Annotated in this window: 23 protein-coding genes, 1 tRNA gene and 1 pseudogene; 12 read left to right on the plus strand and 13 right to left on the minus strand. The window is 72.1% G+C overall.

The window, feature by feature from the left end:
• The first annotated feature begins 231 nt into the window (after positions 1 to 231).
• On the plus strand, positions 232 to 630 hold the full coding sequence (locus tag QFZ64_RS13520) for a VOC family protein (RefSeq protein WP_307065442.1): 399 nt from the start codon (positions 232 to 234) through the stop codon (positions 628 to 630).
• Between the two features lie 214 nt (positions 631 to 844).
• Here QFZ64_RS13520 and QFZ64_RS13525 read toward each other — a convergent pair whose 3' ends face one another.
• Complete coding sequence (locus QFZ64_RS13525) at positions 845 to 1,240, minus strand: hypothetical protein (RefSeq protein ID WP_307065444.1); 396 nt, start codon at positions 1,238 to 1,240, stop codon at positions 845 to 847.
• A 195-nt stretch (positions 1,241 to 1,435) separates the two neighbouring features.
• Here QFZ64_RS13525 and QFZ64_RS13530 point away from each other — a divergent pair, with 195 nt between their 5' ends.
• Positions 1,436 to 2,299 carry a PhzF family phenazine biosynthesis protein gene (locus QFZ64_RS13530; RefSeq protein WP_307065446.1) on the plus strand — a complete coding sequence of 288 codons (864 nt, stop codon included), beginning with the start codon at positions 1,436 to 1,438 and terminating at the stop codon, positions 2,297 to 2,299.
• 154 nt (positions 2,300 to 2,453) lie between these two features.
• Here QFZ64_RS13530 and QFZ64_RS13535 read toward each other — a convergent pair whose 3' ends face one another.
• The 3 genes from QFZ64_RS13535 to QFZ64_RS13545 all read right to left on the minus strand — a co-directional run bounded on the left by QFZ64_RS13535 (position 2,454) and on the right by QFZ64_RS13545 (position 4,851).
• Complete coding sequence (locus QFZ64_RS13535) at positions 2,454 to 3,428, minus strand: CPBP family intramembrane glutamic endopeptidase (protein ID WP_307065447.1); 975 nt, start codon at positions 3,426 to 3,428, stop codon at positions 2,454 to 2,456.
• 297 nt (positions 3,429 to 3,725) lie between these two features.
• A complete protein-coding gene (locus QFZ64_RS13540) occupies positions 3,726 to 4,241 on the minus strand; it encodes a DUF2267 domain-containing protein (protein WP_307065449.1) in 516 nt (171 codons plus the stop codon).
• Between the two features lie 190 nt (positions 4,242 to 4,431).
• Positions 4,432 to 4,851: an Hsp20/alpha crystallin family protein gene (locus QFZ64_RS13545; RefSeq protein WP_307071685.1), complete on the minus strand. Its 420-nt coding sequence runs from the start codon at positions 4,849 to 4,851 to the stop codon at positions 4,432 to 4,434.
• 299 nt (positions 4,852 to 5,150) lie between these two features.
• On the opposite strand from QFZ64_RS13545, the gene QFZ64_RS13550 reads away from it, so the two are divergent.
• Positions 5,151 to 5,456: a hypothetical protein gene (locus QFZ64_RS13550; RefSeq protein WP_373430599.1), complete on the plus strand. Its 306-nt coding sequence runs from the start codon at positions 5,151 to 5,153 to the stop codon at positions 5,454 to 5,456.
• A gap of 20 nt (positions 5,457 to 5,476) precedes the next feature.
• Here the strand turns inward: QFZ64_RS13550 and QFZ64_RS13555 are convergent, their stop codons facing one another.
• Positions 5,477 to 6,565, minus strand: a complete 1,089-nt coding sequence (locus QFZ64_RS13555) for a GlxA family transcriptional regulator (RefSeq protein WP_307065451.1) — start codon at positions 6,563 to 6,565, stop codon at positions 5,477 to 5,479.
• A 321-nt stretch (positions 6,566 to 6,886) separates the two neighbouring features.
• Between QFZ64_RS13555 and QFZ64_RS13560 the strand changes: the two genes are divergently transcribed.
• Entirely contained in the window at positions 6,887 to 7,384 is a 498-nt protein-coding gene (locus QFZ64_RS13560; RefSeq protein ID WP_307065453.1) for a hypothetical protein, read from the plus strand.
• A 9-nt stretch (positions 7,385 to 7,393) separates the two neighbouring features.
• On the opposite strand, the gene QFZ64_RS13565 is transcribed toward QFZ64_RS13560, so the two are convergent.
• The 3 genes from QFZ64_RS13565 to QFZ64_RS13575 form a co-directional block, all read right to left on the minus strand.
• On the minus strand, positions 7,394 to 7,843 hold the full coding sequence (locus tag QFZ64_RS13565; RefSeq protein WP_307065455.1) for a hypothetical protein: 450 nt from the start codon (positions 7,841 to 7,843) through the stop codon (positions 7,394 to 7,396).
• 84 nt (positions 7,844 to 7,927) lie between these two features.
• A complete protein-coding gene (locus QFZ64_RS13570) occupies positions 7,928 to 9,424 on the minus strand; it encodes an MFS transporter (RefSeq protein ID WP_307065457.1) in 1,497 nt (498 codons plus the stop codon).
• A gap of 183 nt (positions 9,425 to 9,607) precedes the next feature.
• A complete protein-coding gene (locus QFZ64_RS13575; protein WP_307071687.1) occupies positions 9,608 to 10,993 on the minus strand; it encodes a DUF445 domain-containing protein in 1,386 nt (461 codons plus the stop codon).
• A gap of 352 nt (positions 10,994 to 11,345) precedes the next feature.
• Between QFZ64_RS13575 and QFZ64_RS13580 the strand changes: the two genes are divergently transcribed.
• Positions 11,346 to 12,692, plus strand: coding sequence for an SGNH/GDSL hydrolase family protein (locus QFZ64_RS13580; protein ID WP_307065459.1), 1,347 nt, complete (start codon positions 11,346 to 11,348; stop codon positions 12,690 to 12,692).
• Positions 12,693 to 12,780: 88 nt separating this feature from the next.
• Here the strand turns inward: QFZ64_RS13580 and QFZ64_RS13585 are convergent, their stop codons facing one another.
• Positions 12,781 to 13,494, minus strand: coding sequence for a DUF1707 domain-containing protein (locus QFZ64_RS13585; protein WP_307065461.1), 714 nt, complete (start codon positions 13,492 to 13,494; stop codon positions 12,781 to 12,783).
• A 1,766-nt stretch (positions 13,495 to 15,260) separates the two neighbouring features.
• On the opposite strand from QFZ64_RS13585, the gene QFZ64_RS13590 reads away from it, so the two are divergent.
• Positions 15,261 to 17,555, plus strand: coding sequence for a transglycosylase domain-containing protein (locus QFZ64_RS13590; protein ID WP_373430738.1), 2,295 nt, complete (start codon positions 15,261 to 15,263; stop codon positions 17,553 to 17,555).
• A 98-nt stretch (positions 17,556 to 17,653) separates the two neighbouring features.
• On the opposite strand, the gene bcp is transcribed toward QFZ64_RS13590, so the two are convergent.
• Entirely contained in the window at positions 17,654 to 18,121 is a 468-nt protein-coding gene (gene bcp, locus QFZ64_RS13595) for a thioredoxin-dependent thiol peroxidase (protein ID WP_307065463.1), read from the minus strand.
• A gap of 207 nt (positions 18,122 to 18,328) precedes the next feature.
• Between bcp and QFZ64_RS13600 the strand changes: the two genes are divergently transcribed.
• The 4 genes from QFZ64_RS13600 to QFZ64_RS13615 all read left to right on the plus strand — a co-directional run bounded on the left by QFZ64_RS13600 (position 18,329) and on the right by QFZ64_RS13615 (position 20,385).
• Entirely contained in the window at positions 18,329 to 18,694 is a 366-nt protein-coding gene (locus QFZ64_RS13600) for a DUF3618 domain-containing protein (RefSeq protein ID WP_307065465.1), read from the plus strand.
• Between the two features lie 92 nt (positions 18,695 to 18,786).
• Positions 18,787 to 19,089 carry a co-chaperone GroES gene (locus tag QFZ64_RS13605; protein WP_373430739.1) on the plus strand — a complete coding sequence of 101 codons (303 nt, stop codon included), beginning with the start codon at positions 18,787 to 18,789 and terminating at the stop codon, positions 19,087 to 19,089.
• Between the two features lie 139 nt (positions 19,090 to 19,228).
• Positions 19,229 to 20,263: an HNH endonuclease signature motif containing protein gene (locus tag QFZ64_RS13610; RefSeq protein ID WP_307065468.1), complete on the plus strand. Its 1,035-nt coding sequence runs from the start codon at positions 19,229 to 19,231 to the stop codon at positions 20,261 to 20,263.
• A gap of 39 nt (positions 20,264 to 20,302) precedes the next feature.
• Positions 20,303 to 20,385: transfer RNA gene (locus QFZ64_RS13615), tRNA-Leu, on the plus strand.
• Between the two features lie 66 nt (positions 20,386 to 20,451).
• Here QFZ64_RS13615 and rdgB read toward each other — a convergent pair.
• Together rdgB and QFZ64_RS13625 are read right to left on the minus strand one after the other, a co-directional pair.
• On the minus strand, positions 20,452 to 21,054 hold the full coding sequence (gene rdgB / locus QFZ64_RS13620; RefSeq protein WP_307065470.1) for an RdgB/HAM1 family non-canonical purine NTP pyrophosphatase: 603 nt from the start codon (positions 21,052 to 21,054) through the stop codon (positions 20,452 to 20,454).
• An 89-nt stretch (positions 21,055 to 21,143) separates the two neighbouring features.
• Positions 21,144 to 21,587, minus strand: a complete 444-nt coding sequence (locus QFZ64_RS13625) for a type II toxin-antitoxin system PemK/MazF family toxin (RefSeq protein ID WP_307065472.1) — start codon at positions 21,585 to 21,587, stop codon at positions 21,144 to 21,146.
• 212 nt (positions 21,588 to 21,799) lie between these two features.
• On the opposite strand from QFZ64_RS13625, the gene QFZ64_RS13630 reads away from it, so the two are divergent.
• Entirely contained in the window at positions 21,800 to 22,552 is a 753-nt protein-coding gene (locus QFZ64_RS13630) for an MBL fold metallo-hydrolase (protein WP_307065474.1), read from the plus strand.
• A gap of 128 nt (positions 22,553 to 22,680) precedes the next feature.
• Here the strand turns inward: QFZ64_RS13630 and QFZ64_RS13635 are convergent, their stop codons facing one another.
• On the minus strand, positions 22,681 to 23,928 hold the full coding sequence (locus QFZ64_RS13635; RefSeq protein ID WP_307065476.1) for a PTS transporter subunit EIIC: 1,248 nt from the start codon (positions 23,926 to 23,928) through the stop codon (positions 22,681 to 22,683).
• Between the two features lie 205 nt (positions 23,929 to 24,133).
• Here QFZ64_RS13635 and QFZ64_RS13640 point away from each other — a divergent pair.
• A pseudogene (locus QFZ64_RS13640) lies at positions 24,134 to 24,385 on the plus strand (glucose PTS transporter subunit EIIB); the annotation flags it as partial.
• Positions 24,386 to 24,534: the final 149 nt, after the last annotated feature.

Raw genomic sequence — 24,534 nt, forward strand, 5'->3', positions numbered from 1 at the left:
TCGATACGTTCACGGGTACCACCTCCTTCTTGTTCGGCACGGTCATCGGGAGGGTAACAGCGGCTCCCGTGGGCCCACCAATCATTTGATACGGCGGCCTCTCACGGTGGGGCGGCCGGGGAGGTGGGCCGCGGGGACGGCGGCGATGTCTAGGATCGGTGGCGGCATCGCGTGTCGGTCACCGGTCGGGTGAGGCATGGAGGTGCCGGGAGATGCCTTCGGAGGCATTCTTTGTCCGTCGAGTTGAATCACACGATCGTCCATGCCCGGAACAACCGGGAGTCCGCCGAGTTCTTCGCGGAGCTGTTGGGGCTCGAGATCAGCGGCGAGTGGGGGCCGTTCGTCGCCGTGGAGCTGAACAACGGCGTCACGCTGGACTTCGCCACCGTTCCCGAGCAGCAGGTCGCACCTCAGCACTACGCCTTCCTCGTCTCCGAGGAGGTGTTCGACGCGGCGTACGCGCGGATCCGGCAGCGCGGCATCGAGCACTACGCCGATCCGCACCGCTCGCGGCCCGGCGCGATCAACCACAACGACGGTGGCCGTGGCGTCTACTTCATGGATCCGGCCGGGCATGCGATGGAACTGATCACCGTGCCCTACGGCGGTTGGCCGGCCGCCAAAGCGTAAGGGCGTGCGGGCGTAAGGACGTAGGGGCGTAAGGGCGTAAGGGCCCGGATCGGGGGCCGGGCTCCGCCGGTGAGTGGCGCGGAGCGCGGCCCCCGGTCACGCCAGAGACAGGACACTGACGGGTCCACTGCGCACGGTCACGGACGGGTCCCCCACGGCCGGTTCAGGACGACCGACGCCGGGCGCGGACCGGGACCGGCGGGAGGCCCCGCAGTCAGCACTTGTCCAGCCAGAGGATGTCGTTGCGGAACCCTTCGGTGTCGAGGTAGACGTCACTCACCCACACGTTGTGGTTGCCGAAGTCGTCGTCCGTCTTGAGCCAGACCGAGCTCGTGTGGCCGTTGCCCGTGTAGGTGAGGCCGTACGTGTAGCAGAAGAAATAGTTGCTGCCCGCGTACAAGGTGCCCGCGTGGGAGGAGTCGTGCCAGTCCGGTGTGAAGTGCGACCACTGGCTGACCACCGTGTTCATGTAGACCAATGACGCGGACTGCGGCGCCGCGGTCGCCGTGTCCGAACCGGGCTGCGCCGAGGCGGCCTGGGTGGCGCCGGTGAGCAGTCCGACCGCGGCCAGCACGGCGAAAAGCCCGTTGCGCAGAGTGTGGCTGGGCATGAAGGTCCCCCTGGGTCGTGTGTGTCCCGCCGCGACGAGGTGCGCCGCGGCGGTCCCCACGTGTGGATGTGCAGCACCGTAGGTCCGGCGGGTGGGTGGCCACCATCGTTTCGAAGGGGGTCGAAAGGTCGGGGCTGCGGGCCCGCCCGCGTACCGCGAGGAATAGCCGCGGTCCGCGTCCGTGTTGCGGTTCGCATGACGACGAGTGCGGCAGGGCCCGAGGTGTTGCGGTACACCGCCTTCTCCAGTGATCCAGGCGGCGGGAACCCCGCCGGCGTCGTGCTCGACGCCTCCGGTATGGACGACGGCGCCATGCTCGCCGTCGCCGCTCACCTGGGGTACTCGGAGTCCGCGTTCCTCAGCCCGGGGCGGGAGGAACGGGCGTACGGCGTCCGGTACTTCAGCCCGAAGGCCGAGGTGCCGTTCTGCGGGCACGCGACCGTCGCGGCCGCCCTCGCGCTCGCCGAGCGGACCGGGCCCGGGGAGTTGGTGTTCACCACGCCCGCCGGGACCGTACCGGTGGAGGTGGTCGAGGAGGGCGGGGCGCTGCGGGCCACGCTCACCAGCGTCGAGCCGTACGTCGAGGAGGTCGACGGGGCCGATCTCGCGGAGGCACTGGCCGCGCTGGACTGGGCGGCCGCCGACCTCGATCCGGCCTTCCCGCCCCGTGTCGCGTTCGCCGGGGCCCGCCATCTGGTGCTCGCGGCGGGGACCCGTGCGCGCCTCGCGGCTCTCGATTACGACTTCGCGCGCCTCGAAGCCCTGATGCACCGACTGGACCTGACCACCGTGCAGTTGGTGTGGCGGGAGTCGGCCGCGGTCTTCCACGTCCGCGATCCGTTCCCCGTCGGCGGAGTCGTCGAGGACCCGGCGACCGGGGCCGCGGCCGCCGCGTTCGGGGCGTACGCGCGGCAGTTCGGCCTGGTGCCCGACGACGCGGTCCTCACCCTGCGGCAGGGTGAGGACCTGGGGCGTCCCGGCGAACTCACGGTGACGTTGCGGGCGGGCGACCCGCGTGTCCGGGTCGGTGGTACGGGGGTTCGTATCGAGGAGGCGTAGCGCCCTGGCGTGCGCTCCCGGGTCCGGGTCTCCTGCCCTCCCGGGCCTCCCCGTCCGCCGACGCCGCCCGCGGCGCGGGCGCATAAGCGGGGAGACGCGTGGGCGGGGAGACGCGTACGCCCGTGGGCGATGCGGGTGACGCGGGCCCCGGCGGTCATACCCGCGGCGTGCCGGGCTCGGCCGGTTCGAGCCCGGCCCGTTCGGGTTCGTATCCCAGCCGGCCCCGGGTCGCGATCAGCAGGACGGCGGCCGCCGCGGCGGAGGCGATGAGCAACACGTGCGTCGTCGAGCGCAGCCACGGGAACATGTCCGACCAGGCGAGGGAGAAGTAGTTGTTGACGCCGGTGTGCAACAGCATCACCAGCGGCAGGCTCTCGCGGGTGTGGTTGAAGAACCAGGTCATCACGAAGCTGAAGGCGAACGTGGTGAGCATGAACTCGAGCGGTTCGGCCCAGCCCACGTCCGGCCCGCCGCCCCAGTCGCTCAGGAACAGCGGCAGGTGCCAGGCGCCCCACAGCGGGCCGAGGATCAGGGTGCCGACGAGCGGGCCGTACCGGCGCTGCAGGCGCGGGGTCGCGAAGTCGCGCCAGCCCGGCTCCTCGGCGATACCGGTGGTGAGCATCTGCAGGATCAGGCCGGGGAGGTACGCGACGAGGAGCGCGGCGGACGGCAGGACGGGGCCCCGGCCGCCGAGAGCGGCGGAGGTGACGGTCAGTGCGACGGGCACGCTGAGGATGACCGCCGCGTACCAGCGCCGGCTGATCCGCCACTTGGTGAACCGGCCGAACCAGACCCGCAGTCCGTCCCGGCCGTCCGCGAGGGCGGTGACGAGGAACGCCGACAGGATCGGACCGAGGTACGCGCCGGGCAGCACGCCCAGCAGCTGGGTGGTGCCGAGGGCGGACGGGAAGGAGAAGTGCCAGACGCCGAGACCGTTCTCGGAGAGGATGTAGGGCGTCCAGGTCACCCAACTGAGGGCGAACGCGAGGGTGAAGAACCAGGTCAGGGGCCGACGGCGGAGGTGCCCGCGCAGACCGCCCGGGGTGGTTCCCGGAGCGGCGCCCGCGGGGGCGCCGCCGGTCGTGGGCGCGGGGGCGTCGATGCTGTGGGAGGAGACTGAGGGGCTCACCGCTGGTCCCTTCGGAGGTGGCTGAAGCGATGCCTCAAGCACACCAGCGACGCCCCTCCGGCTCACTCCCGTGCGCGCCCGGAGTGCGGGTACAGCAGGCCGTACCAGGTCCGCCCGGCAGGGCCCCAGCCGGGTGGGGCCTGCACAACAAGTCCCGCGCGGGAGACGCTACTTGGCGGGCCCTACCCGACAGGTCCTACCCGACGGGCCCCACCTGGCAGGTCCCACCTGGCACGCTCTGCCCGGCACGCTCTGCCTGATGACGGCCGGTCACGGTCATCGGGGGTCGACGACGGCTCAAGCCGCCGGCAGCAGCTCGGGGCGGCCGAACAGCAGGGCGTAGCCCGAGGGGAGTCCGGCCAGGACGCGGTCGACGATGTCCTCGCCCGCCACCTGCGGCAGCACGGCGAGGACGGAGCTGACGTCCCAGCGGGCGGTGGCCGGGGTGGCGCCGTCGATGCGGGCGGCGACGTAGTCCACGAACTCGGCGGCCGTCAGCGGGCTGGTCACCGGGATCTGCGCGGCGACCAGCCGGGCCGCCCGCTCGGGGAGGTGGCGGACGAGGGCGACCCGCTCCTCGCCGGTCACATGTCCGCCGAGCGCGGAGAGCACGGTGCGGGTGACGCGCTCCGCCTCCTTCGCCGTGGCGTACTGGCCGGATTCCCCTACCGCGTCGATCAGTTGCTCCCACGTACGGCGCGCCATCGCCGGAGCGGGGGCCGTGGTGGTCGACGGAGCCGACGGGGCGGGCGCGGGCTCGGAGTGGGCGACGGTCTGCGCGGGGACGGTGGTCAGCGTGGTCGGCGTGGTCATGCTGCGGGTTCTCCTCCGTGTTCGGTTGTCGCTGCGCGTCTTCCCGGGTTTCGCCCGGACATGAGCGTGACGGGTGTGATGTGAGACGGCCCACGGCCGCGAGGGGGGGCGGGACGGGAGGGCCAAGGTGACCTGGGGGGCCGGGCCCGGCCCCCCAGGGGTGCCCCCTCAGGGGGAGCGAGCCGTGTCCTCAGGTGTCGAGCTGCTTGCGCGGGCCGCCGGCGATCTGGATGCGGCGCGGCTTGGCCTGCTCGGCGACCGGGATGCGGAGCGTCAGGACGCCGCTGTCGTAGGAGGCGTCGATGCGCTCGGTGTCGAGGGTGTCGCCGAGGCAGAGCTGCCGGGTGAAGGTGCCGGTGGGCCGTTCGGCGGCGATGACCTCGGCGTCCTCGGGGGCGGGGGAACGCCGCTCGACGCGGACGCTGAGGACGTTGCGTTCGATGTCCAGTTCGACGGTCTCGGGGTCGATGCCCGGCAGGTCGAAGTGGACGATCACGTCGTTGCCGGTCCGGTAGGCGTCCATCTGCATTCCGGCGGGACGGCCTGCGGAGCCGAAGACCTGCTGCGCGAGGCGGTCGATGTCACGGAAGGGATCGGTGCGCATGAGCATCACGGGTCACTCCTTCTCTCGCTTCCTGGGTGCGATGCCCTACGACTTTCTATATAGCCGACGGGAGAATATTTGACAAGTGGTGACTCAACTTGGGTCATGGCCGGTCGCTCATGCAGCGGCTCCGAGGCGCTTACCTGCGTGTTCCGGTCGTCCGGTCGTCCCGTCGTCCGGTCGTCCGGTCACCCGGTCGCCGGGTCGCCCCGGGGGCGCTCCGTGGCGCGGCCGTGGCGCGGGTTAGCCTCGGAGGCGTTCAGGCATGCGGGAACCGCGCATGCGGCATGGGCACGAGGAGGCACATGGTGGCGAGGATTCCCAGCGCGGCGCTCGCCGCGACCGGGCTGGTCGGCGGGTTCGGCGTGGCGCGGTGGACCGGAAGGCGGGAGCTCGGCGGGGTGGTGCTCGCCGCCGCGGGGACGGCGGCCGCGCTGCGGTGGCGCCAGGCGGCCGGAGGGAAGGCCGCGGGGGCGCTGGGCGCCGCGTACGTGGCCGCGTTCGCCGGTTCGCATCCGCTCGCCAAGAAGGTGGGCGCCTGGCCCTCCGTCCTCGGCGTCGCCGGCGCCGTCGCGCTGGCCTCATGGGCCGTGGCCGACCGCAGGGGCTGAGCGCGGCGACGCGGCCCGCCTCAGCGCGCGGTGCCGCCCGCCGGGGCGGGGACCAGGACCGGGGCCGGGGCCAGGGCCGGGGCCGGGGCCAGGGCCGGGGCCAGGGCCGGGGCCGGGGCCGGGGCCGACACCGGGACCGGTACGACGCGTGCGGTGTCGTCCGCCGCGTCGCCGCGGAACGCCCGGCGGTAGGCGTACGGGCTCGTGCCGACGACACGCTTGAAGCGGTCACGGAAGGCCGTCGGGCTCCCGAAACCCGCCTGGTGGGCGATGCGTTCGACCGGGTACGTGGTGTTCTCCAGCAGGTACTGGGCGCGGCGGATGCGCGCCCGGTGCAGCCACTGCAGTGGCGTGGTGCCCGTCTGCTCCCGGAAGCGCCGGTTGAGCGTACGGGTGCTGGTGCCGGCCCTGGCGGCGATGTCGTCCAGGGTGAGGTCCTGGTCGGCGTGCTCCTCCAGCCAGGCGAGCAACGGCTCCATGGTGGCCCCGGCCGGGACCGGCGGGTGCGGGTGGACGATGAACTGGGCCTGGCCGCCCTCGCGTTCGAGCGGCATGACGGAGAGGCGGGCCGCATCGGCGGCGACCGCCGAGCCGTAGTCCTTGCGGATCATGTGCAGGCACAGGTCGAGTGCGGCGGCGGCGCCCGCCGAGGTGAGGAACTGGCCCTCGTCGACGTAGAGGACGTCCGGGTCGACGGTGACGGCCGGGTGGCGCTCGGCGAGGGCGGCGGCGGCCACCCAGTGGGTGGTGGCGCGGCGGCCGTCGAGCAGGCCGGTGGCCGCGAGGACGAAGGCGCCGGTGCAGACGGAGGCGATGCGGGTGCCGCGGGCGGCGGCGGTGCGGAGCGCTTCGCGTACGGCGGGTGGGAGCGGGAGGGTGAGGTCCTCCTGGCCGGGGAGCAGGATCGTGTCGGCGTCGGTGAGGGCCTCGAGGCCGTGGTGGACGCGGAGGGTGAACGCGCCGGCGTTCACTTCCTCGGTGGGGGCGCACACCTTGAGGCGGTAGCCGGGGCGGCCGTCGGGGAGGCGGGTCCGGGTGAAGGCCTCCATGGGGGCGGTGAGGTCGAAGGGGATCACCTGGTCCAGGGCGAGGACGGCGACGGTGTGCATGGGGGGAGGGTAGCGGGGGCGGGGCGGGGTGGCGGGAATGGGGGTGGGGGGTCGGTTCTCGCCAGGGGGTGCCGAGGGGGCTGGGGTTGAGGCGGGAGCGGATGGGAGGTCGGTCGGGTGATTTCGCCCCCGCCGCCCTTACCCTCCCCGTCCCTCAAGGAGCTTCGCCCCTTGGACCCCGGGGGTGCGTTGTCGACCGCGGGTCGGTGGGGGGCTGGTCCCGCAGTTCCCCGCGCCCCTGTCGGGCCGTGGCGAGAAGTCGTTGAGGTGTGGCAATCCTGCCGCTGGTGCATGATCGAACGGGCGGCCTAGGTTCGGCGGGTGACCAAGTTCCTTCTCGCCGTGCACGTCATCGTCGCGATCGTGGCCATCGGGCCCGTCACCGTTGCCGCGAGCATGTTTCCGCCCGTCGTCCGCCGTGTGCTCGCCGAGCCGGGGGGTGAGGTGCACACGCTGCGGTTGTTGCACCGGATCTGCCGGGTCTACGCGGTCGTCGCCGTGGCCGTGCCCGTGTTCGGGTTCGCCACGGCGAGCAACATGGGGGTGCTCGGGGACACCTGGCTGATCGTGTCCATCGTCCTCACGGTGGTCGCCGCGGTGGTCCTCGGCGCGCTCGTACTGCCCCGGCAGGAAGCGCTCCTCGCCGGGTTCGACGGGGACGGCGCCGTCGCGACCGAGCGCGCCGTCGCGACCGAGCGGGCCGTCGTGACCGAGCGGGCCGTCGTGCGGCTCGCCATGGTCACCGGGATCTTCAACCTGCTGTGGGCCACGGTGACCGTCCTGATGATCGTGCGGCCCGGCTCCACCACGGGCGCCTGACCCGGGGGTTCAGCGGGCGGTCAGCAGCCACTCCTCCGGGCACTCCGGGCGGAGGCTGCGCGCCACCGCTGCCGTGACCAGGACGCCCACCGTGCCGATCACCGTGAAGAACGCCCAGGCCAGCGGCCATGCCGAGGCGTCGGGCTCGGGGTGGGCGCGGAAGGACAGGAGCAGCAGGACGGCGGGCGGGGCCGCCACCACCGGCACGGTCCAGCCGAGGCTGTCGCGGTGGCCGAAGTAGGCGGCGAGCGCGGCCAGCACGACGACCAGGGCGGCGACCCCGGCGACGGTCACCGGGGTCGTCTCCGTGAGGGAGCCCGGGGACTTCGCGCGGTTGCGCAGGTCCCAGGGCAGACACAGCAGATAGGCCGCCGCGGCGACGCCGGCCCCCAGCAGCCGGGTCAGCAGGCGCTCGGGCGCGGGGCGGTTCCGTAGCGGGGACAGCAGCTTTTCGGTCATGCGTACGAGAATGACCGCGGGGCCGCGGGAACCGACAGAGTACGGATACTCAGGTACACGAGGCCGCGGGCACGGCACGGGTACTCAGCCGGCGGCCTCCTGGGGGACCGCCGACAGCGGGGTGGCGATGTCCTCCAGCGAGCGGCCCTCGGCCTTGACCGCCAGGAACGCCGCGACCAGGCCCGCCGCGCACATCAGGGCCGCGCCGATCTGGAAGGCGAGGACCGTGTCGCCGACGTGGCCGGACTCGGTGAGGTCGGCGAAGACGAGCGGGCCGGTGATGCCGCCCGCGGCCGTTCCGATGGCGTAGAAGAAGGCGATGGCCATCGCGCGGGTCTCCATCGGGAAGATCTCCGAGACCGTCAGGTACGCGCTGGACGCGCCCGCGGAGGCGAAGAACAGGACCACGCACCAGCAGGCCGTCAGGGTCTTCGCGCTGAGCGAGCCGTTGTCGAACAGCCATGCCGTGCCGAACAGGAGGAGGCCGGAGAGGATGTACGTCGAGGAGATCATGATGCGCCGGCCGACCGTGTCGAACAGCTTGCCGAGCAGCAGCGGGCCGAGGAAGTTGCCGGCCGCGATGACGGCGAAGTAGTAACCGGTGCTGCCCGAGGGCACGTCGAAGAACGTGGTGAGGATGGCGCCGAAGCCGAAGGTGATGGCGTTGTAGAGGAACGCCTGGCCGATGAAGAGGGCGAGGCCGAGGGTCGCGCGGCGCGGGTAGCGGCCGAAGACCGTCTTGGCGATGACGCCGAAGCCGACGCTCTTGCGCTGGTGGATGGTGATCTCGCTGCGCGGCGGCGGGAGTTGCTCGCCCTTCTCCTCCTCGACCTGGCGCTCGACGTCGCCGACGAGCGCCTCGGCCTCCTCGCCCTGGCCGTGGATGAACTGCCAGCGGGGGCTCTCCGGCACGTGCCGGCGCACCAGCAGGATCACCAGGCCGAGGACGACGCCGAGGGCGAAGGTGAGCCGCCAGCCGACGTCCTTGGCGAAGATCGACGTGTCCAGCGCGATGATGGACAGCAGGGAGCCGCCGATCGCACCGACCCAGTAGCTGCCGTTGATGATGAGGTCCACGCGCCCGCGGTACTTGGACGGGATCAGCTCGTCGATCGCGCTGTTGATCGCCGCGTACTCGCCGCCGATGCCGAAACCGGTGAGGAAGCGGAAGGTGAAGAACCACCAGGGGCTGAACGAGAGCGCGGTCAGAGCGGTGGCGGCGAGGTAGACGACGAGCGTCACCATGAAGAGCTTCTTGCGGCCGAAGCGGTCGGTGAGCCAGCCGAAGACGAGGGCGCCGACGCAGGCACCGGCCACGTAGAGCGCGGCGGCGAGGCCGGTGATCTGGGAGGACGTGATGTCGAGCCCGCTGCCGCTCTCGGACAGACGGCTCGCGATGTTGCCGACGATCGTGACTTCCAGGCCGTCCAGGATCCATACGGTGCCCAGGCCGATCACGATCATCCAGTGCCAGCGGGACCAGGGGAGCCGGTCCAGGCGGGAGGGGACGGATGTGGTGATGGTGCCGGTGGTGGCGGGCACGGAGGACGGCGACGACGCGGACGGCTCTTCTCCGGACATGGCTCCCTCTTCTGTCGGGCGACGCTTCCCGTGTGCCCTGAACGCAAGCCGGCACGCGTACCGCCTGTGACCGGCACAACGTGCGGCTCCCGCGCACGTCACGGCCCGCGCCCAGGTCCCCGCCGGGGGTGTACCCCCTTCGGCGCGGGCGGGAGGGGAACGTCCCGGCCCCCGCCGGAGGGGTCACGCGCCCAGCGCGCGCGACACCGTGTAGATGAGGAGGCCCGCCAGGGAGCCCACCACCGTGCCGTTGATGCGGATGAACTGCAGGTCGCGGCCGATGTTGGCCTCGATCTTCCGCGTCGTGTGCTCCGCGTCCCACCCGGCCACGGTGTCCGTGATCAGCGAGGTGATCTCCCGGCGGTACGTCGTCACGACGTACACCGCCGCCCCCTCGACCCACCCGTCGACCTTCTCCCGCACCTTCGCCTCGCCCTCCATCCGCGCCCCCAGCGACAGCAGCGACGCCCGCACCCGCAGCCGCAGCTCGCTGCGCTCGTCCTCCGCCGCCGAGACGATCATCGCGCGGACCGCGGACCACGCGGACGCGATCAGGTCCTGCACCTCCCCGCGGCCCAGCACCTCCCCCTTCAGCCGCTCCACCCGCGCCCGCGTCTCCGTGTCCGACTGCAGGTCGGACGCGAAGTCCGTGAGGAACCGGTCGAGCGCGCCCCGCGCGGGGTGCGCCGGCATGTCCCGCATCTCGGTGACGAAACGCAGCAGTTCCTTGTAGACGCGCTCGCCGACCTTGCGGTCCACGAACCGGGGCGTCCACCCGGGGGCGCCCCCCTGCACCGCGTCCATCACGGAGTCTCCGTGCAGCACGAGCCAGTCGTGGGCACGGGAGACGATCACATCGACGCTGCGGCGGTGGCCCCCGTCGGCGACGATCCGCTCCAGCATCTTGCCCATCCCCGGCGCGATCTCCTGCGCGTTCGCCCGCCGGGTGATCGCCTCCCCCACCACCGCCTGCACATCGGAGTCCCGCAGGACGGTCAGCGCCCCGCGCAGTGCCGTGGCGAGCTCGGCGGTGACCCGGTCGGCGTGCTCGGGCACCGCGAGCCAGGCGCCCAGCCGGCTGCCGATGCCGACGGCGCGCAACCGGCCCCGTACGACGTCCTCGGAGAGGAAGTTCTCGCCCACGAACTCGCCCAGCGAGACCCCGAGCTGGTCCTTCTTGGTCGGGATGATCGCCGTGTGCGGGATGGGCAGGCCGAGCGGGTGACGGAAGAGGGCGGTGACGGCGAACCAGTCGGCGAGCGCGCCGACCATCCCGGCCTCGGCCGCGGCGGCCACGTATCCCGTCCAGGCGCCGGCGCCCGTGTGCTCCGCCCAGGTGGTGAGGACGTACACCAGTGCGACGAACGCCAGCAGCGCGGTCGCGCTCGCCTTCATCCGGCGTACGCCGCGCCGCTTCTCCTCGTCGGCCGCGCTGAAGACGTTCATGGCCCGGACCGGCGACGCGCCTCCCGCCCGGCCGGGGGGCGCGCCCGCGGGCCGGGCCCCCGTCTCTTTCCCGTCGTCCTGCTCCATCTGTTCCGCCTGCCCCGAGTGCTCCGACTGCTCCATCTGCTCCGACCGCGGCACCCGCTCCGACCCTTCCGGCCGCTTCACCCGTTCCACTGGCTCCACCGGCTCCACCACTTCCGCCCGCCTCCCGCCGCGTTCCCGTTCCGGCCGTCCGGTCGCCCTCCTCCGGTCACACCTTTCCGGTCACACCCCTTCGGTACACCCTCCGGTGATCCCTCGCACAATTGTCCCTTCCTGACCGACTCGGGGAACGGAACGGCGGTTCCCGGCGTCTGTATCCCCGGGCGACGGATGCGCGAAGGGGCCGCCGGGCGTCCCTCGCCCCATGACGCATCATGGAGTCACCGCATCGGAGCCCCGGGCTCCCGCTTCCCGAGGAGACCCGCACCGCATGACCAGGCGTCACGGTTGTGCCTTGCTCGCCGCGCTCGTCGCGGCGGTCGCCGTAGTACCGGCGGCCCTGTACGTGAGCACCGGCCCGGACGACGGCCGGCCCGGGACCACCGTCGCCGACGGCCGCGTCCCGCGGGACTCCGCCCCGCACGACTCCGCCGCCCCCGCGTCCGTCGGCACGTGGGTGGGCGCCTGGTCGGCGGCCCCGGCCGGCGGCGAGCCCGGCACCGAGACCACGGGGCTAGCCGGGCGCTCGGTGCGCAACGTCATCCACACCTCCGTCGGCGGCACGAGCGCCCGCGTCACCTTCTCGAACCTCTACGGCCAACGCCCGCTCACCCTCACGCACGTCACGATCGCCGTCGCCGACACCGCGGACAGCGCCGCCGCCCGGCCCGGCACCATGCGCCGGCTCACCTTCGACGGCGCTCCCACCGTCGTCGTCCCGCCCGGTGGGCAGACGGTCAGCGACGCCGTACGGCTCACCGTGCCGCGCGGCGGCGACCTGCTGGTCACGACGTACTCCCCCACGCCCTCCGGGCCGGTCACCTACCACCCGAGGGCCCGGCAGATCTCGTACGCCGCCCGGGGGAACCGTACGGCGGACCCGACGGCGGCGGCGTACACCGAGCGGACGCCGTACTGGCGCTACGTCACCGCGCTGGACGTGATGAGCAACGAGTCCGACGGCACGGTCGTCGTGTTCGGCGATTCACTCACCGACGGGCTGACCTCGACCGTCGGCGCGGACCGGCGCTGGACCGACGTGCTCGCCGAGCGGCTGCGCACGGCGGTCGCGGCCGGACGGGACGTGCCGCACTACAGCGTCGTCAACGAAGGCATCAGCGGGAACCGGGTACTGACCGACGGACACGGGCGGCCCGCCGAGAACCCCAGCGGGCTGAACCGGTTCGCCCGGGACGTCCTGAACCGCACGGACGTGAAGGCCGTCGTGATCGACCTCGGCGTCAACGACATCCTGCACGCACCGGAGCCCACGACCGCCCCGCAGATCGTCGAGGGACTGCGGACGCTGGTCGCGCAGGCGCACGCGCGAGGGCTGAAGGCCGTCGGGGCGACGCTCATGCCGTTCGGCGGGCACCACGGGGACTCGGCGGCGCGGGAGGCGACCCGGCGGGCGGTCAACGCGGAGATCCGGGCCGGACGGGTGTACGACGCGTACGCCGACTTCGACGCGGCACTGCGCGACCCGTACGCGCCGCGCCGGCTGCGGCCTGCCTACGACTCGGGCGACCACCTGCACCCCAGCGACGCGGGCTACCGCCGGATGGCCGAGGCCTTCGACCTCGCCCTGCTGAAGGGCGCGGCACGAGCTTCGCTGTAGGGGCGGGCCGCGCTGTGAGGGGGGTGCACTCCGGTGGGTGCACTCCAGCGGGTGCACTCCGGTGGTGCGCTCCGGGGCGCGCTCGGGACTACTCCCCTCGCCGCAGTTCCTTCCGCGCGCCCCGGCGGCTGTCCCGGCGCTCCAGGCGTTCCCTGCGCCGCTCCTCCCGCACCCGCTGACGTTCCGCCTTGGTCAGCTTGCGCTCCACGCCCACGCCGCCCCAGAACGCGAAGCCCGTCACCACCACGCGCGGGGCGCCGGGCTCGGCCGGGGTGCCCTGCTCACGGTGGTCGAAGCCGCCCATCACTCCGACGCCGCGGACGACGACCTCGACACCCGGCGGCACGACGACGTTGACGCCGCCCATGATCGCCACACAGGTGATCACGACCTCGCGGTCGGCGAAGCAGGCCTCGCGGAGGTCGATCTCACCACCGCCCCAGAAGGCGAAGGAGCGGAACCGCCGGGGCACGGTCCAGCGCCCCCTGCGCTGGAACCCGGACAGGACGGCCACACCCCACTGCGAGGTGCCGTCTTCCCCGCCGACGATCCGGTCGTCCCAACTGCCGTCCCCGCGCGAACGCTTGGTCATGTCGACGGTGGCGGCCGCACCGCCCGGCGCCGGCAGGTCCACGGTGAGGGGCGCCAACTCCCCGTACGTACGGGCCCGGTAGGCGGCGTCGAGCCGCTCCTCGAACTCGGACATGTCGAGCCGGCCTTCCGCGACGGCGTCCCGCAGGCGCTCGGCGACCCGCTCCCGATCGGCGTCGGAGGCCCGCAGTTCCGGGAGTTCGTCGGTCATGCGGGCAGCCTACGCACGGCAACCGCACTGCGCGAGAGCCGGCGCCGGTGTCCGTGCCGGCACCGGTGCGTGCCCGAGCCGGCGGGTCCGGGTGCGTGCCGCGCCCGAGCGGTGTCGCGGCCGCGTACCGTTCCTCCCGGCCGCCGATTCCCGGCCGCCCGTTCCCGAGCGCCGATTCCCGGCCACCCGGATGACGGTGCTCGGCCCACGCGGTCCCGCCGGTGTGTGCCAAGATCGATGCGGCGACCGTGTCGGTGACCACACCCGTCACGGACACGGGATACTCGGAGATACTCCCTCGAAAGACGCGCACCGGGCGGAAGCGCAGCGACCCCGTCCCGTTGACGCGCGGTGCCCCGCGTTCCCGTGAGGGAACGCACTCCCGGAGACGGGAACGGAACACTCGGCACGAGAGTCTTCACCGAGTGGGGGCGCAGAAGGCATTAGAGGGCGATAGAGGGCGTACGGGAACGTACGACGCGAAACAGGAGTCCGGCACACAGATGAGCGACGAGTCGCAGCGGCAGCAGAGCGCCCAGGGCGAACCGCCCCGGAAGCCGGAGCCGCCCGCTCCGGGCCCCGCGTCACAGCGGTCCCACCAGGCCGCTCCCCCACCGGCGGCGGAACGGCCGAAGGCCGAGAAGCCCGACACCACGGGCGCGAGCACGGATTCCGGTTCCGGCAAGGGCTCGGGCGCCGGTTCCGGCAAGGGCTCCGGTTCGGGTTCCGGTTCCGGTTCCGGTGATGGCGAGGGCTCCGACTCCGGTCAGGAATCCGGGTCCGGCAAGGGCTCCGGTGCCGGGAAGGGCTCCGGCTCCGGCGACGGAGCCGGCTCACGTACCGCCGCGGGAGCCGACCACCGGGCTGCCGCCGCACCCGGCAGGACCGGCTCGGCCCCGGCCACCCGCCCGGCCGAACGCCCGGACACCCGCCCGGCCGAACGTTCCGGTTCCGGCGCCCGGCGCGCGGCGTCGGCGGGGCGGCAGGACTCCCGGGAATCGATTTCCAGCCGAAAAGCAGACGCGACGGGCACCACCGCGGCCCCCTCGAATCCCGCCACGGGAACGGGAACCGGACGCGGGCCCGGTACGGGAGCCCCGAAGAAGGGTGGCCGTCCCTCCGGGCCCAGTGGCGCCGGGGCGTCGCCCACCACCGCCGGCGACCGCGGCGGCCGCGAGGGCAAGCGGCCCACCGCCGCGCCCACCACCCCACCCGCCGCCGCGGGCGAGACCATGCAGCTCCGTGCCGTCGACGCCGCGGGCGGGGCCGACGGGACCGGGAAGTCGCCGTCCCGTTCCCCACGGGGCACCGGCGGCAAGCTGTCACGCCCCGGTGCGACGGGAGCCGCAGGAGCTACGGGAGCGACGGGAGCCGCGGCAGGCGGCGCGGCCGGTGCCGGCGCGGCGGCCGCCGCCAAGGCCGCCACCACCCCCGGCGACCCGCCCGGCACCCCCGACGGCCCCACCTCCAACGGCGGCACCCCCCGCCGTCGCAGGCCCGGCGCCCCGACCCTCCGGCCCGCCGCGGGCGCCGCCGGCCCGGTCACGCCCGCCGACGGGACCATGCAGCTGCGCACCGTCACACCCCCCGGACGCCCCGGCGCGGACGCCGAGGACGGTGACCTCACCACCGCCTTCGCCGCCGGCGGCGCCACGGCCGCCGACGGCACCGCCCCGCCCGCGAACCGCAAGGAACGCCGCGCCGCGAAGAAGGCGGCGCGCAAGGCCAAGCGCACCGGGTTGCGGCGTCTGCTGCCCACCTGGCGCATGGTCCTCGGCGGGTTCCTGCTCCTCTGCATCGCCCTGCTGGGCGCCTTCTTCTACGGCTACCACGTGGTCAAGATCCCCGCGGCGAACACCGCCGCCGTCAAGCAGAGCAACGTCTACCTCTACGCCGACGGCAGCCAGCTCGCCCGCGACGGCAAGGTCAACCGCGAGAACGTCAACCTCTCCCAGATCTCCAAGAAAGCCCAGCACGCCGCCCTCGCCGCCGAGGACCGCGACTTCTACACCGAAGCCGCGATCGACCCCAAGGCGACGCTCCGCGCCGCCTGGAACACCGCCACCGGCAAGGGCAAGCAGTCCGGTTCCACGATCACCCAGCAGTACGTGAAGAACTACTACCTGGCGCAGGAACAGACGGTCACCCGCAAGGCCAAGGAGTTCTTCATCTCGATCAAGCTGGACCGGGAGAAGAGCAAGGACGAGATCCTCGAGGGCTACCTCAACACCAGCTTCTTCGGCCGCAACGCCTACGGCATCCAGGCCGCCGCACAGGCCTACTACGGCGTCGACGCCAAGGACCTGACCGCCGAGCAGGGCGCCTACCTCGCCGCCCTCCTCAACGCGCCGAGCGAGTACGACGTCGTCGCGCACCCCGAGAACAAGGGCGCCGCCAAGGCCCGCTGGGACTACGTCCTGGACGGCATGGTCGCCAAGGGCTGGCTGAGCAAGACCGAGCGGGCCGGTGCGGAGTTCCCGCAGCCGAAGCAGACCGTGATCGCCGCCGGCATGTCCGGACAGCGCGGCTACCTCGTCAAGGCCGTCAACGACTACCTCACCGAGAACCACATCCTCGACGAGGAAACCCTCTCCGCCGGCGGCTACCGCATCACCACGACCCTGCAGAAGCCCAAGCAGAACGCCTTCATCAAGGCCGTCGACGACCAGGTGACCGCCAAGCTCGACAAGAAGAACCGCAAGGTCGACAGGTACGTGCGGGCCGGCGGCGTCGCCATCGACCCCGCCACCGGCAAGGTGGTCGCGATGTACGGCGGCATCGACTACACGAAGCAGTACTACAACAACGCCACCCGCCGGGACTACCAGGTCGGCTCCACCTTCAAGCCGTTCGTGTTCACCTCGGCCGTGGAGAACGGCTCGCGCACCCAGGGCGGCGCCACCATCACCCCGAACACGGTGTACGACGGCACGGACAAGCGGGCCGTGCAGGGCTGGAGCGGCGGGGCGTACGCGCCGGAGAACGAGGACAACGTCAGTTACGGCAAGATCTCCGTGCGCCAGGCCACCGACAAGTCGGTGAACGCGGTGTACGCGCAGATGGCGGTCGACGTCGGCCCGTCCGTCGTGAAGAAGACGGCGGTGGCCCTCGGCCTGCCGGCCGACACCCCCGACCTCCAGCCGTACCCGTCGATCGCGCTCGGCACGGCCACCGCCAGCGTGCTCGACATGACCGAGGCGTACGCCACGCTCGCCAACCACGGCAAGCACGGCACGTACACGCTCGTCGAGAAGATCACCAGGGACGGTACGGAGCAGGTGAAGCTGCCGGACAGCGGCGCCAAGCAGGCCGTCGACCGCACCTCGGCCGACACCACCACGCAGGTGCTGCGCGGCGTCGTCCAGTCCGGTACGGCGACCGCCGCACTGCAGGCGGGCCGCCCGGCGGCGGGCAAGACCGGTACGGCCGAGGAGGACCAGGCCGCCTGGTTCGCCGGCTACACCCCCGACCTCGCCACGGTCGTCTCGGTGATGGGCCAGGACCCGGACACCGGCGCGCACAAGTCGCTGTACGGCGCGATGGGCCTGCCCCGCGTCAACGGCGGCGGCGCGCCCGCGCAGATCTGGGCGCAGTTCACCAAGGCGGCGCTGAAGGGCAGGCCGGTCAAGAATTTCGACCTCAAGCTGCAGCACGGGGCCGAGCAGACCGTCGAGCCGAGCAACGGGGCGAGCGGTGACCCGTCGTCCTCCGGCAGCCCGGAGGTCACCGGCGGCACGGGCGCCGACGGCGGCACGGGCGGACACGAGACCCCCGGCGGCGACGCGGGCGGCACCCCGGCGGACGGCGGTACCGGCGACGGCGGCGCGGGGAACCCCGGCGCCGACGCGGGCGGCGGCGCGGCGAACGGCGGAACCGGGTCGCAGACGGCGGGCGCCGGGGCGGGGGGCGCCGGCGGAACCGACGCCGGGACCTCCGACGCGGGCGGCACGGGAACGTCCACGGGCACCGACGCGGGCGCCGGCGGCGGAGGCGGCGCGGGCGGCCCCGGACAGGGCGACGGCGGGCTGATCCCGCAGCTCACGAACGAGCGACGCGAGTAGGACCGACACCGGACCCCGGGGCGGGGGTGGCGGGGGCTTCACACCCCCGCCACCCCCGCACCTGTGTGGAGGGACCCGCCCGCACGGCGGGACCCGACTCAGATCGCCAGATCCTTGATGATCTTCGCCACGTGACCGGTCGCCTTGACGTTGTAGAGGGCGCGCTCGACCTTGCCCTCCTCGTCCACGACGACCGTGGAACGGATGGCCCCGACCACCGTCTTGCCGTACAGCTTCTTCTCGCCGAAGGCGCCGTACGCCTCCAGGACCCGCTTGTCCGGATCGGCCAGGAGGGTCACCTTCAGGGACTCCTTCTCGCGGAACTTCGCGAGCTTCTCCGGCTTGTCCGGCGAGATGCCGAGGACGTCGTACCCCGCGCCGGCGAGCAGCTCCAGGTTGTCCGTGAAGTCGCACGCCTGCTTGGTGCAGCCGGGGGTGAGCGCGGCTGGGTAGAAGTAGACGATGACCTTGCGGCCCTTGTGGTCCGCGAGGGAGACCTCGTTGCCGTCGGCGTCCGGCAGGGTGAAGGCGGGGGCGGTGTCGCCGGGCTGGAGTCGCTCGCTCATGGGTACCTCACGAAGGGCGGGGCAGATGGGGTGACGGGTGCTGCGGCTCCGAGCCTAATCGCCCCGGCGCCCCGCATACCGGGGGTGCCGTGGGGTGCGTTCGCCCGGAAGCTGACAGACTGTCGATCAGCAGACTCATCAGGCCAATCAGACCCAGCGGACCCCAGCGGACCCAGCGGGCGTCGCAACGACCACGGAGGAAGCGCGGTGGCGGACACGCCGAGCACGCCGGACACCAGGACTCCGGCACAGATCGAGGCGGACATCAGGCGCCGCCGCGAAACCCTGGCCGAGACGCTCGACGAGATCGGCGTCCGGGTCCACCCGAAGACGATCGTCGGCGACGCGAAGGCGAAGGTCACCGCACAGGTCGACCACACCCTCGGCCGCGCCTACGTCGGCGTGAACCGCGCCGTCGACGGCGTGAAGGCCCAGTTCGTCGACGAGGACGGCGCCCCGCGTCTGGAGCGCATCGTGCCGGCCGCGCTGGTGGTGGCCGGTGTCGTCGGCCTCGTCGTCCTCGGCCTGCGCCGGGACCAGTCCCCGCCGCCGCGCGGGCGCCGGGGACGCTGACCCGGCTGCGGACTTCGGCGCGCGGGACAGGTAGGTTCGGGGACGTGAGCGAGAAGACCCAGCCCGACAACCACGACAAGCTGCCCATCCGGATGCTGCACGACCGGGTTCTGGTACGGCAGGACACCGCCGAGGGCGAGCGCCGCTCGGGCGGCGGCATCCTGATCCCCGCGACGGCGGCCGTCGGCCGGCGCCTGGCCTGGGCCGAGGTCGTCGCGGTCGGGCAGAACGTGCGCACCGTCGAGGCGGGCGACCGCGTCCTGTACGACCCCGAGGACCGCGCCGAGGTCGAGGTCCGCGGCACCGCCTACGTCCTCATGCGCGAACGCGACCTCCACGCGGTAGCCGCCGACCGCTTCGAGGGCACGGAGGACTCGACGGGGCTGTACCTGTAGCCCGACAACCACAAAAGGGGCCGGCGACAACCGTCACCGGCCCCTTCGGCGTGCGACCGCAAGACACCCGCGTGCCCCCTCGGCTCCTCACTCGTTACTCCGTACGGGAAATGAACACGCAGCCGAAAACGGAGGGGGCATGACGGGCAGCAACGTCAAGCGATCCTACGATCGTGAAACCCTGAGCGCGGCGGTACGCGAATGTCGGACATGGAACGAACTCATGCGACACCTGGGGCTGGGAACGAGCGGCGGGCAGCGGCGTGTACTCCAGCACAAGGTCGCCGCCCTCGGCATCGATACCAGCCACTTCTCGCAACGCAGTCGGTGGCGTCTGTACGCGGACACCGCGATCGCTGGAGCCGCCGCGTCGTCCACCACATTGCGAGAGACCGCCCTCAAGCTCGGCGCGACACCGGCGCCCGGCACTCTCGCGCACATCCGCCGCCGCATCGACGCGGCGGGTATCGACATCAGTCACTTCCCGAACATCAACCGCGCGCGGGCAGACTTACCGCTCTTCACCGACGACGAACTGCACCGAGCAGCCGCTTCCTCGAAAAGCGTTCGCGAAGCCGCCAGGACACTGGGAATCCCTGATGACGGTCAGTCCCGGGCTGCGCTGAGCCGGGCGCTGCGAGAACGGCACGTGGAAACGTCGCACTTCCGAAATGCCCGGCTGTCGATCCCTCAAGACCAACTGCGGGAAGCAGTACGGGAAGCATCCAGCTACGCCGACGTCATGCGCGCCCTGAACCTGGAAGTGAACGACACCAACCACCGCCGCGTTCGCCGAGCGGCAGCCCGGTTCGACCTCGACACGAGGCACTTCAGGCGTCGAGCCTGGGGCACGTCCGTAGTCGTCAAGCCCGCCCGCAAGGCGGAGAACGTACTGGTGATCCTCCCCGACGGAGCCGGACGGACCAACCGGGTACGTCTGCACGCGGCACTGGAGGAGATCGGAGTTCCGTACCAGTGCGCTTCGTGCGAGAACACCGGTGAGTGGCTGGGCACACCACTCACCCTCCACATCGATCACATCAACGGCGACTGGAAAGACAATCGAGCGAGCAACCTGCGTTACCTGTGCCCGAACTGCCATTCGCTGACACCGACATGGTGCCGCCAGAAGAAAGGGCGCCCGACGACGCGCGGCGACTTGGCTCTACACTGAGAACTGCGGACACCCGCCAAAATGAATGTCCGTTTTGGGGCGGTCGTGGCGAAATGGCATACGCTCGGGCTTTAGATGCCCGCGGGAGTAATCCCATGTGGGTTCGAATCCCACCGACCGCACCGGCAGGCAGGGCCCGGTTCGCTCAGGCGAACCGGGCCCTGTGCATATCGACAGCTCCGGAAGAGTCAGCCCAGCAGTTCCCGTACTGCCGGGACCAGGGCGCGGAAGGCCTGGCCCCGGTGGCTGATGGTGTTCTTCTCGGCGGGGGTCAGTTCGGCGCAGGTGCGGGTGTCGCCGTCGGGCTGGAGGATCGGGTCGTAGCCGAAGCCGTTGGTGCCGACGGGGGTGTGGCGGAGAGTGCCGCGGAGTCGGCCCTCGACCACGCGTTCGGTGCCGTCGGGGAGGGCGAGGGCGGCCGCGCACGCGAAGTGGGCGCCGCGGTGACGGTCGTCGATGTCGCCGAGCTGGGCCAGGAGGAGGTCCAGGTTCGCCTTGTCGTCACCGTGCCGGCCGGCCCAGCGGGCGGAGAAGATGCCGGGGGCGCCGCCGAGGACGTCCACGCACAGCCCGGAGTCGTCGGCGACCGCCGGGAGTCCGGTGGCGCGGGCCAGGGCGTGCGCCTTGAGCAACGCGTTCTCGGCGAAGGTGACGCCGGTCTCCTTGACGTCGGGGATCTCGGGGAAGGCGTCGGCGCCGACCAGTTCGTGCGGCAGTCCGGCATCGGCGAGGATGGCGTGCAGCTCGGTGATCTTCCCGGCGTTGCGGGTGGCGAGGATCAGGCGGGTCATGGGGCCAGTATCTCCGGGGCCGGGCCGGGCCGGGCCGGGCCCGGCGCCCGGTCGGCCGGGCACCTCCGGGCGGTCGGCCCGCCGGGCGGTCAGCCCGCCAGGTAGCGGACCTGGTCCCAGAGCGCGGGGCCGACGGCTCCGACCCGGCGTCGGAAGTCCCACAGCGGAACGTCGCGCAGGTCGTCCGTCTCCAGGAAGCTCGGGGGTTCGTGGGGGTCCCCCACCGTTCCCGGCGGCAGTGGGATGACCCCGGTCCGTTCCTCCCGGTACCGGCTCGTGATCCGGGCCACCACCGCCCGGTCCCCGCGTACCGCCAGCACCAGGCAGGGCCGGTCGCCCTCGCCGTCGTCGTACGGCATGTCGGCCCACCAGATCTCCGCCGGGCGCGGCCGTTCCCCGGCCGCCCCGCGGCTGCCGGGCCGCGCGCTCCGGGGCGGACGGCGCCGGCCCCGGCGCCCCCACCCGTCCACCAGTGTCGCGACGAAGGCCAGCAGCACCACCGCCGCGAGCGCCAGCCACCAGGACGTGTCCATGCACATGACGGTACGTCGTCGGCTCCGCCCCCGCCCGGTCGTCAGCCCCGCGCCTCGGTTCCAGCCGAACGCGTGACACCACAGGTGAGTTCGCCCACAACGGCCCCTGGCGGAGGAGCGACCCGCCCCTTCGCGCCTTACCCTCGACGGACCGCACGACCCCCGTACCGTCCCCCTTCCCGCACGCCACGCCACGCGGAGGTTCCAGCTTCATGAAGCTCACCGTCGTCGGCTGCTCGGGGTCGTTCCCTTCCGTGGATTCGGCCTGTTCGAGCTACCTCGTAGAGGCCGACGGCTTCCGGCTGCTCCTCGACATGGGCAACGGCGCCCTTGGCGAGTTGCAGCGCCACTGCGGTCTCTACGACCTCGACGCGATCTTCCTCAGTCATCTGCACGCCGACCACTGCATAGACATGTGCGCGTACTTCGTCGCGCGCTACTACCGCCACGACGGCGGCCGCTGCGCCCCGCTGCCGGTCTACGGCCCCGAGGGCACCGAGCAGCGGCTGACCACGGCCTACGCCGACACCCCGTCCGCCTCCTCGATGAGCGAGGTGTTCGACTTCCACACGGTCAAGCCGGGCACGTTCGACGTCGGCCCCTTCACCGTGCACACCGAGCGGGTGCGGCACCCCGTGGAGGCGTACGGCATCCGGGTCGAGCACGGTGGACACTCGCTGACGTACTCCGGGGACACCGGTGTCAGCGAGGCGCTGGACGAACTCGCCCGCGACACGGACCTGTTCCTGTGCGAAGCGGCGTTCACGCACGGCAAGGAGAGCATCCCGGACCTGCACCTCAACGGCCGTGAGGCCGGCGAGAGCGCGGCCCGGGCGGGCGCCCGCAGACTGGTCCTCACCCACATCCCCCCGTGGACCGACCCGCAGGTCAATCTCACCGACGCCCGCGAGGTCTTCGCCGGCCCGGCGGAACTGGCGGCGCCGGGGGCGACGTACGAGATCTGACGGCCCGGCGTACGCGTTCCGAGGCCGGCCGACCCCGCACACGGACGGGCCCCGGAACCCTGCGACAGGGTTCCGGGGCCCGCGTCATGCCGTACGCGTACGGCGTCGTCGTGCCGTGCGGCCGGGCCTCACGCCTTGGTGAGATCCTCGACCTCCTCCTCGGGTTCACGGCCCGGGGTCTTGAGGTCGAACTTGACGATGGCGAACCGGAAGACAACGTAGTAGATCACCGCGAACACCAGGCCGATCGGGATGATCAGCCATGGTTTGGTGGCCAGGTTCCAGTTGAGGGCGTAGTCGATGAAGCCCGCGGAGAACGTGAAGCCCGCATGGACCCCCAGCGCCCAGGTGATCGCCATCGACAGGGCGGTCAGCACCGCGTGGATCACGTACAGCACCGGGGCGATGAACATGAACGCGAACTCGATCGGCTCGGTCACGCCGGTCACGAACGAGGTCAGGGCGAGCGAGACCATCATGCCCATCACGGCCTTGCGGCGCTCGGGTCGGGCGGTGTGCGCCATGGCGAGCGCGGCGGCCGGCAGACCGAACATCATGATCGGGAAGAAGCCGGACATGAACTGCCCGGCGGTCGGGTCACCGGCGAAGAAGCGGGTGAGGTCGCCGTGGACGACGTCGCCGGCCGCGTTCTTGTAGTCGCCGACCTGGAACCAGGAGACGGCGTTCACGAACTGGTGCATGCCCACCGGGATCAGCGCACGGTTGATCAGACCGAACAGGCCCGCGCCGAAGGCGCCGAGGCCGGTGATCCACTCGCCGAAGTCGGAGATGCCCTCGCCGATCGGCTTCCAGATCAGGCCGAAGAAGACGCCCATGAGCGTGCCGACGAAGGCCATGATGATCGGCACCAGCCGGCGGCCGTTGAAGAAGCCGAGCCAGTCCACCAGCTTCTTGCGGTGGTAGCGCTGCCACAGCACGGCGGCCAGCAGACCCATCAGGATGCCGCCGAGCACTCCGGGGTTGTTGTACGTCGCCGCGACGTCCGCACCCTTGGTGACCTTGGCGTCGGTGACCGGGAAGGCCTTGAGGACGTTGCTGTAGACCAGGAAGCCGACGAGGGCGGCGAGCGCGGTCGAGCCGTCCGACTTCTTGGCGAAGCCGATCGCGACGCCGATGCAGAACAGCATCGGCAGGTTGTCGAAGAGGGCGCCGCCCGCGGTGGCGAACACCGCCGTCACCTTGTCGGGCAGATGCAACTTGTCGTGCACGTCCGGTTGACCCAGACGCAGCAGGATGCCCGCGGCCGGCAGTACTGCGATCGGAAGCTGTAGGCTGCGACCGACCTTCTGCAGGCCCTGGAACAGGCCCGATCCCCGCTTCTTCGCCGGGACCGCCGTCGCGGTGGCGGTGGTCATACGTTCCTCCATCGGTGGTGGTCTACACCACTGAGTGGTGTAGACCTGTTGTAGCAGATGAGGTCCGCATAAGGAACCCGCGATTTGCGCTGCCGGGACGTCACCCTCCGTCATGCTCCGTGCGGCCCCCGGGGCCCGCCGCCCGCCCCCTGGTTCGGCTACCGTGGTCCGCGTGGTGTAGACCAGTACGCCGCATCAGTGCCAGCGCACGCAGGGAGTGGACATGGCCACCAAGGCTGAGAAGATCGTCGCCGGGCTCGGCGGTATCGAGAACATCGAGGAGATCGAGGGCTGCATCACGCGCCTTCGGACCGAGGTGGTCGACCCGTCACTGGTGAACGAGGCGGCGCTGAAGGCGGCGGGAGCCCACGGAGTGGTGAAGATGGGCACCGCGATCCAGGTCGTCATCGGCACGGACGCGGACCCGATCGCGGCGGACATCGAAGACCTGATGTAAGCGGTACGGGACGCCCCGTGCAGAGGGGCGCCCCCCATCAAGGGGCGCTGGGGGGAACTGCGCGGCCGGCCCCCACCGACGGCCGGCCGACAACGCACCCCCGCGGTCCAAGGGGCGAAGCCCCTTGGAGGGACGATGGGAGTCCCCCT

The organism is Streptomyces sp. B3I8 (assembly GCF_030816915.1).
Taxonomy (GTDB): Bacteria; Actinomycetota; Actinomycetes; order Streptomycetales; family Streptomycetaceae; genus Streptomyces.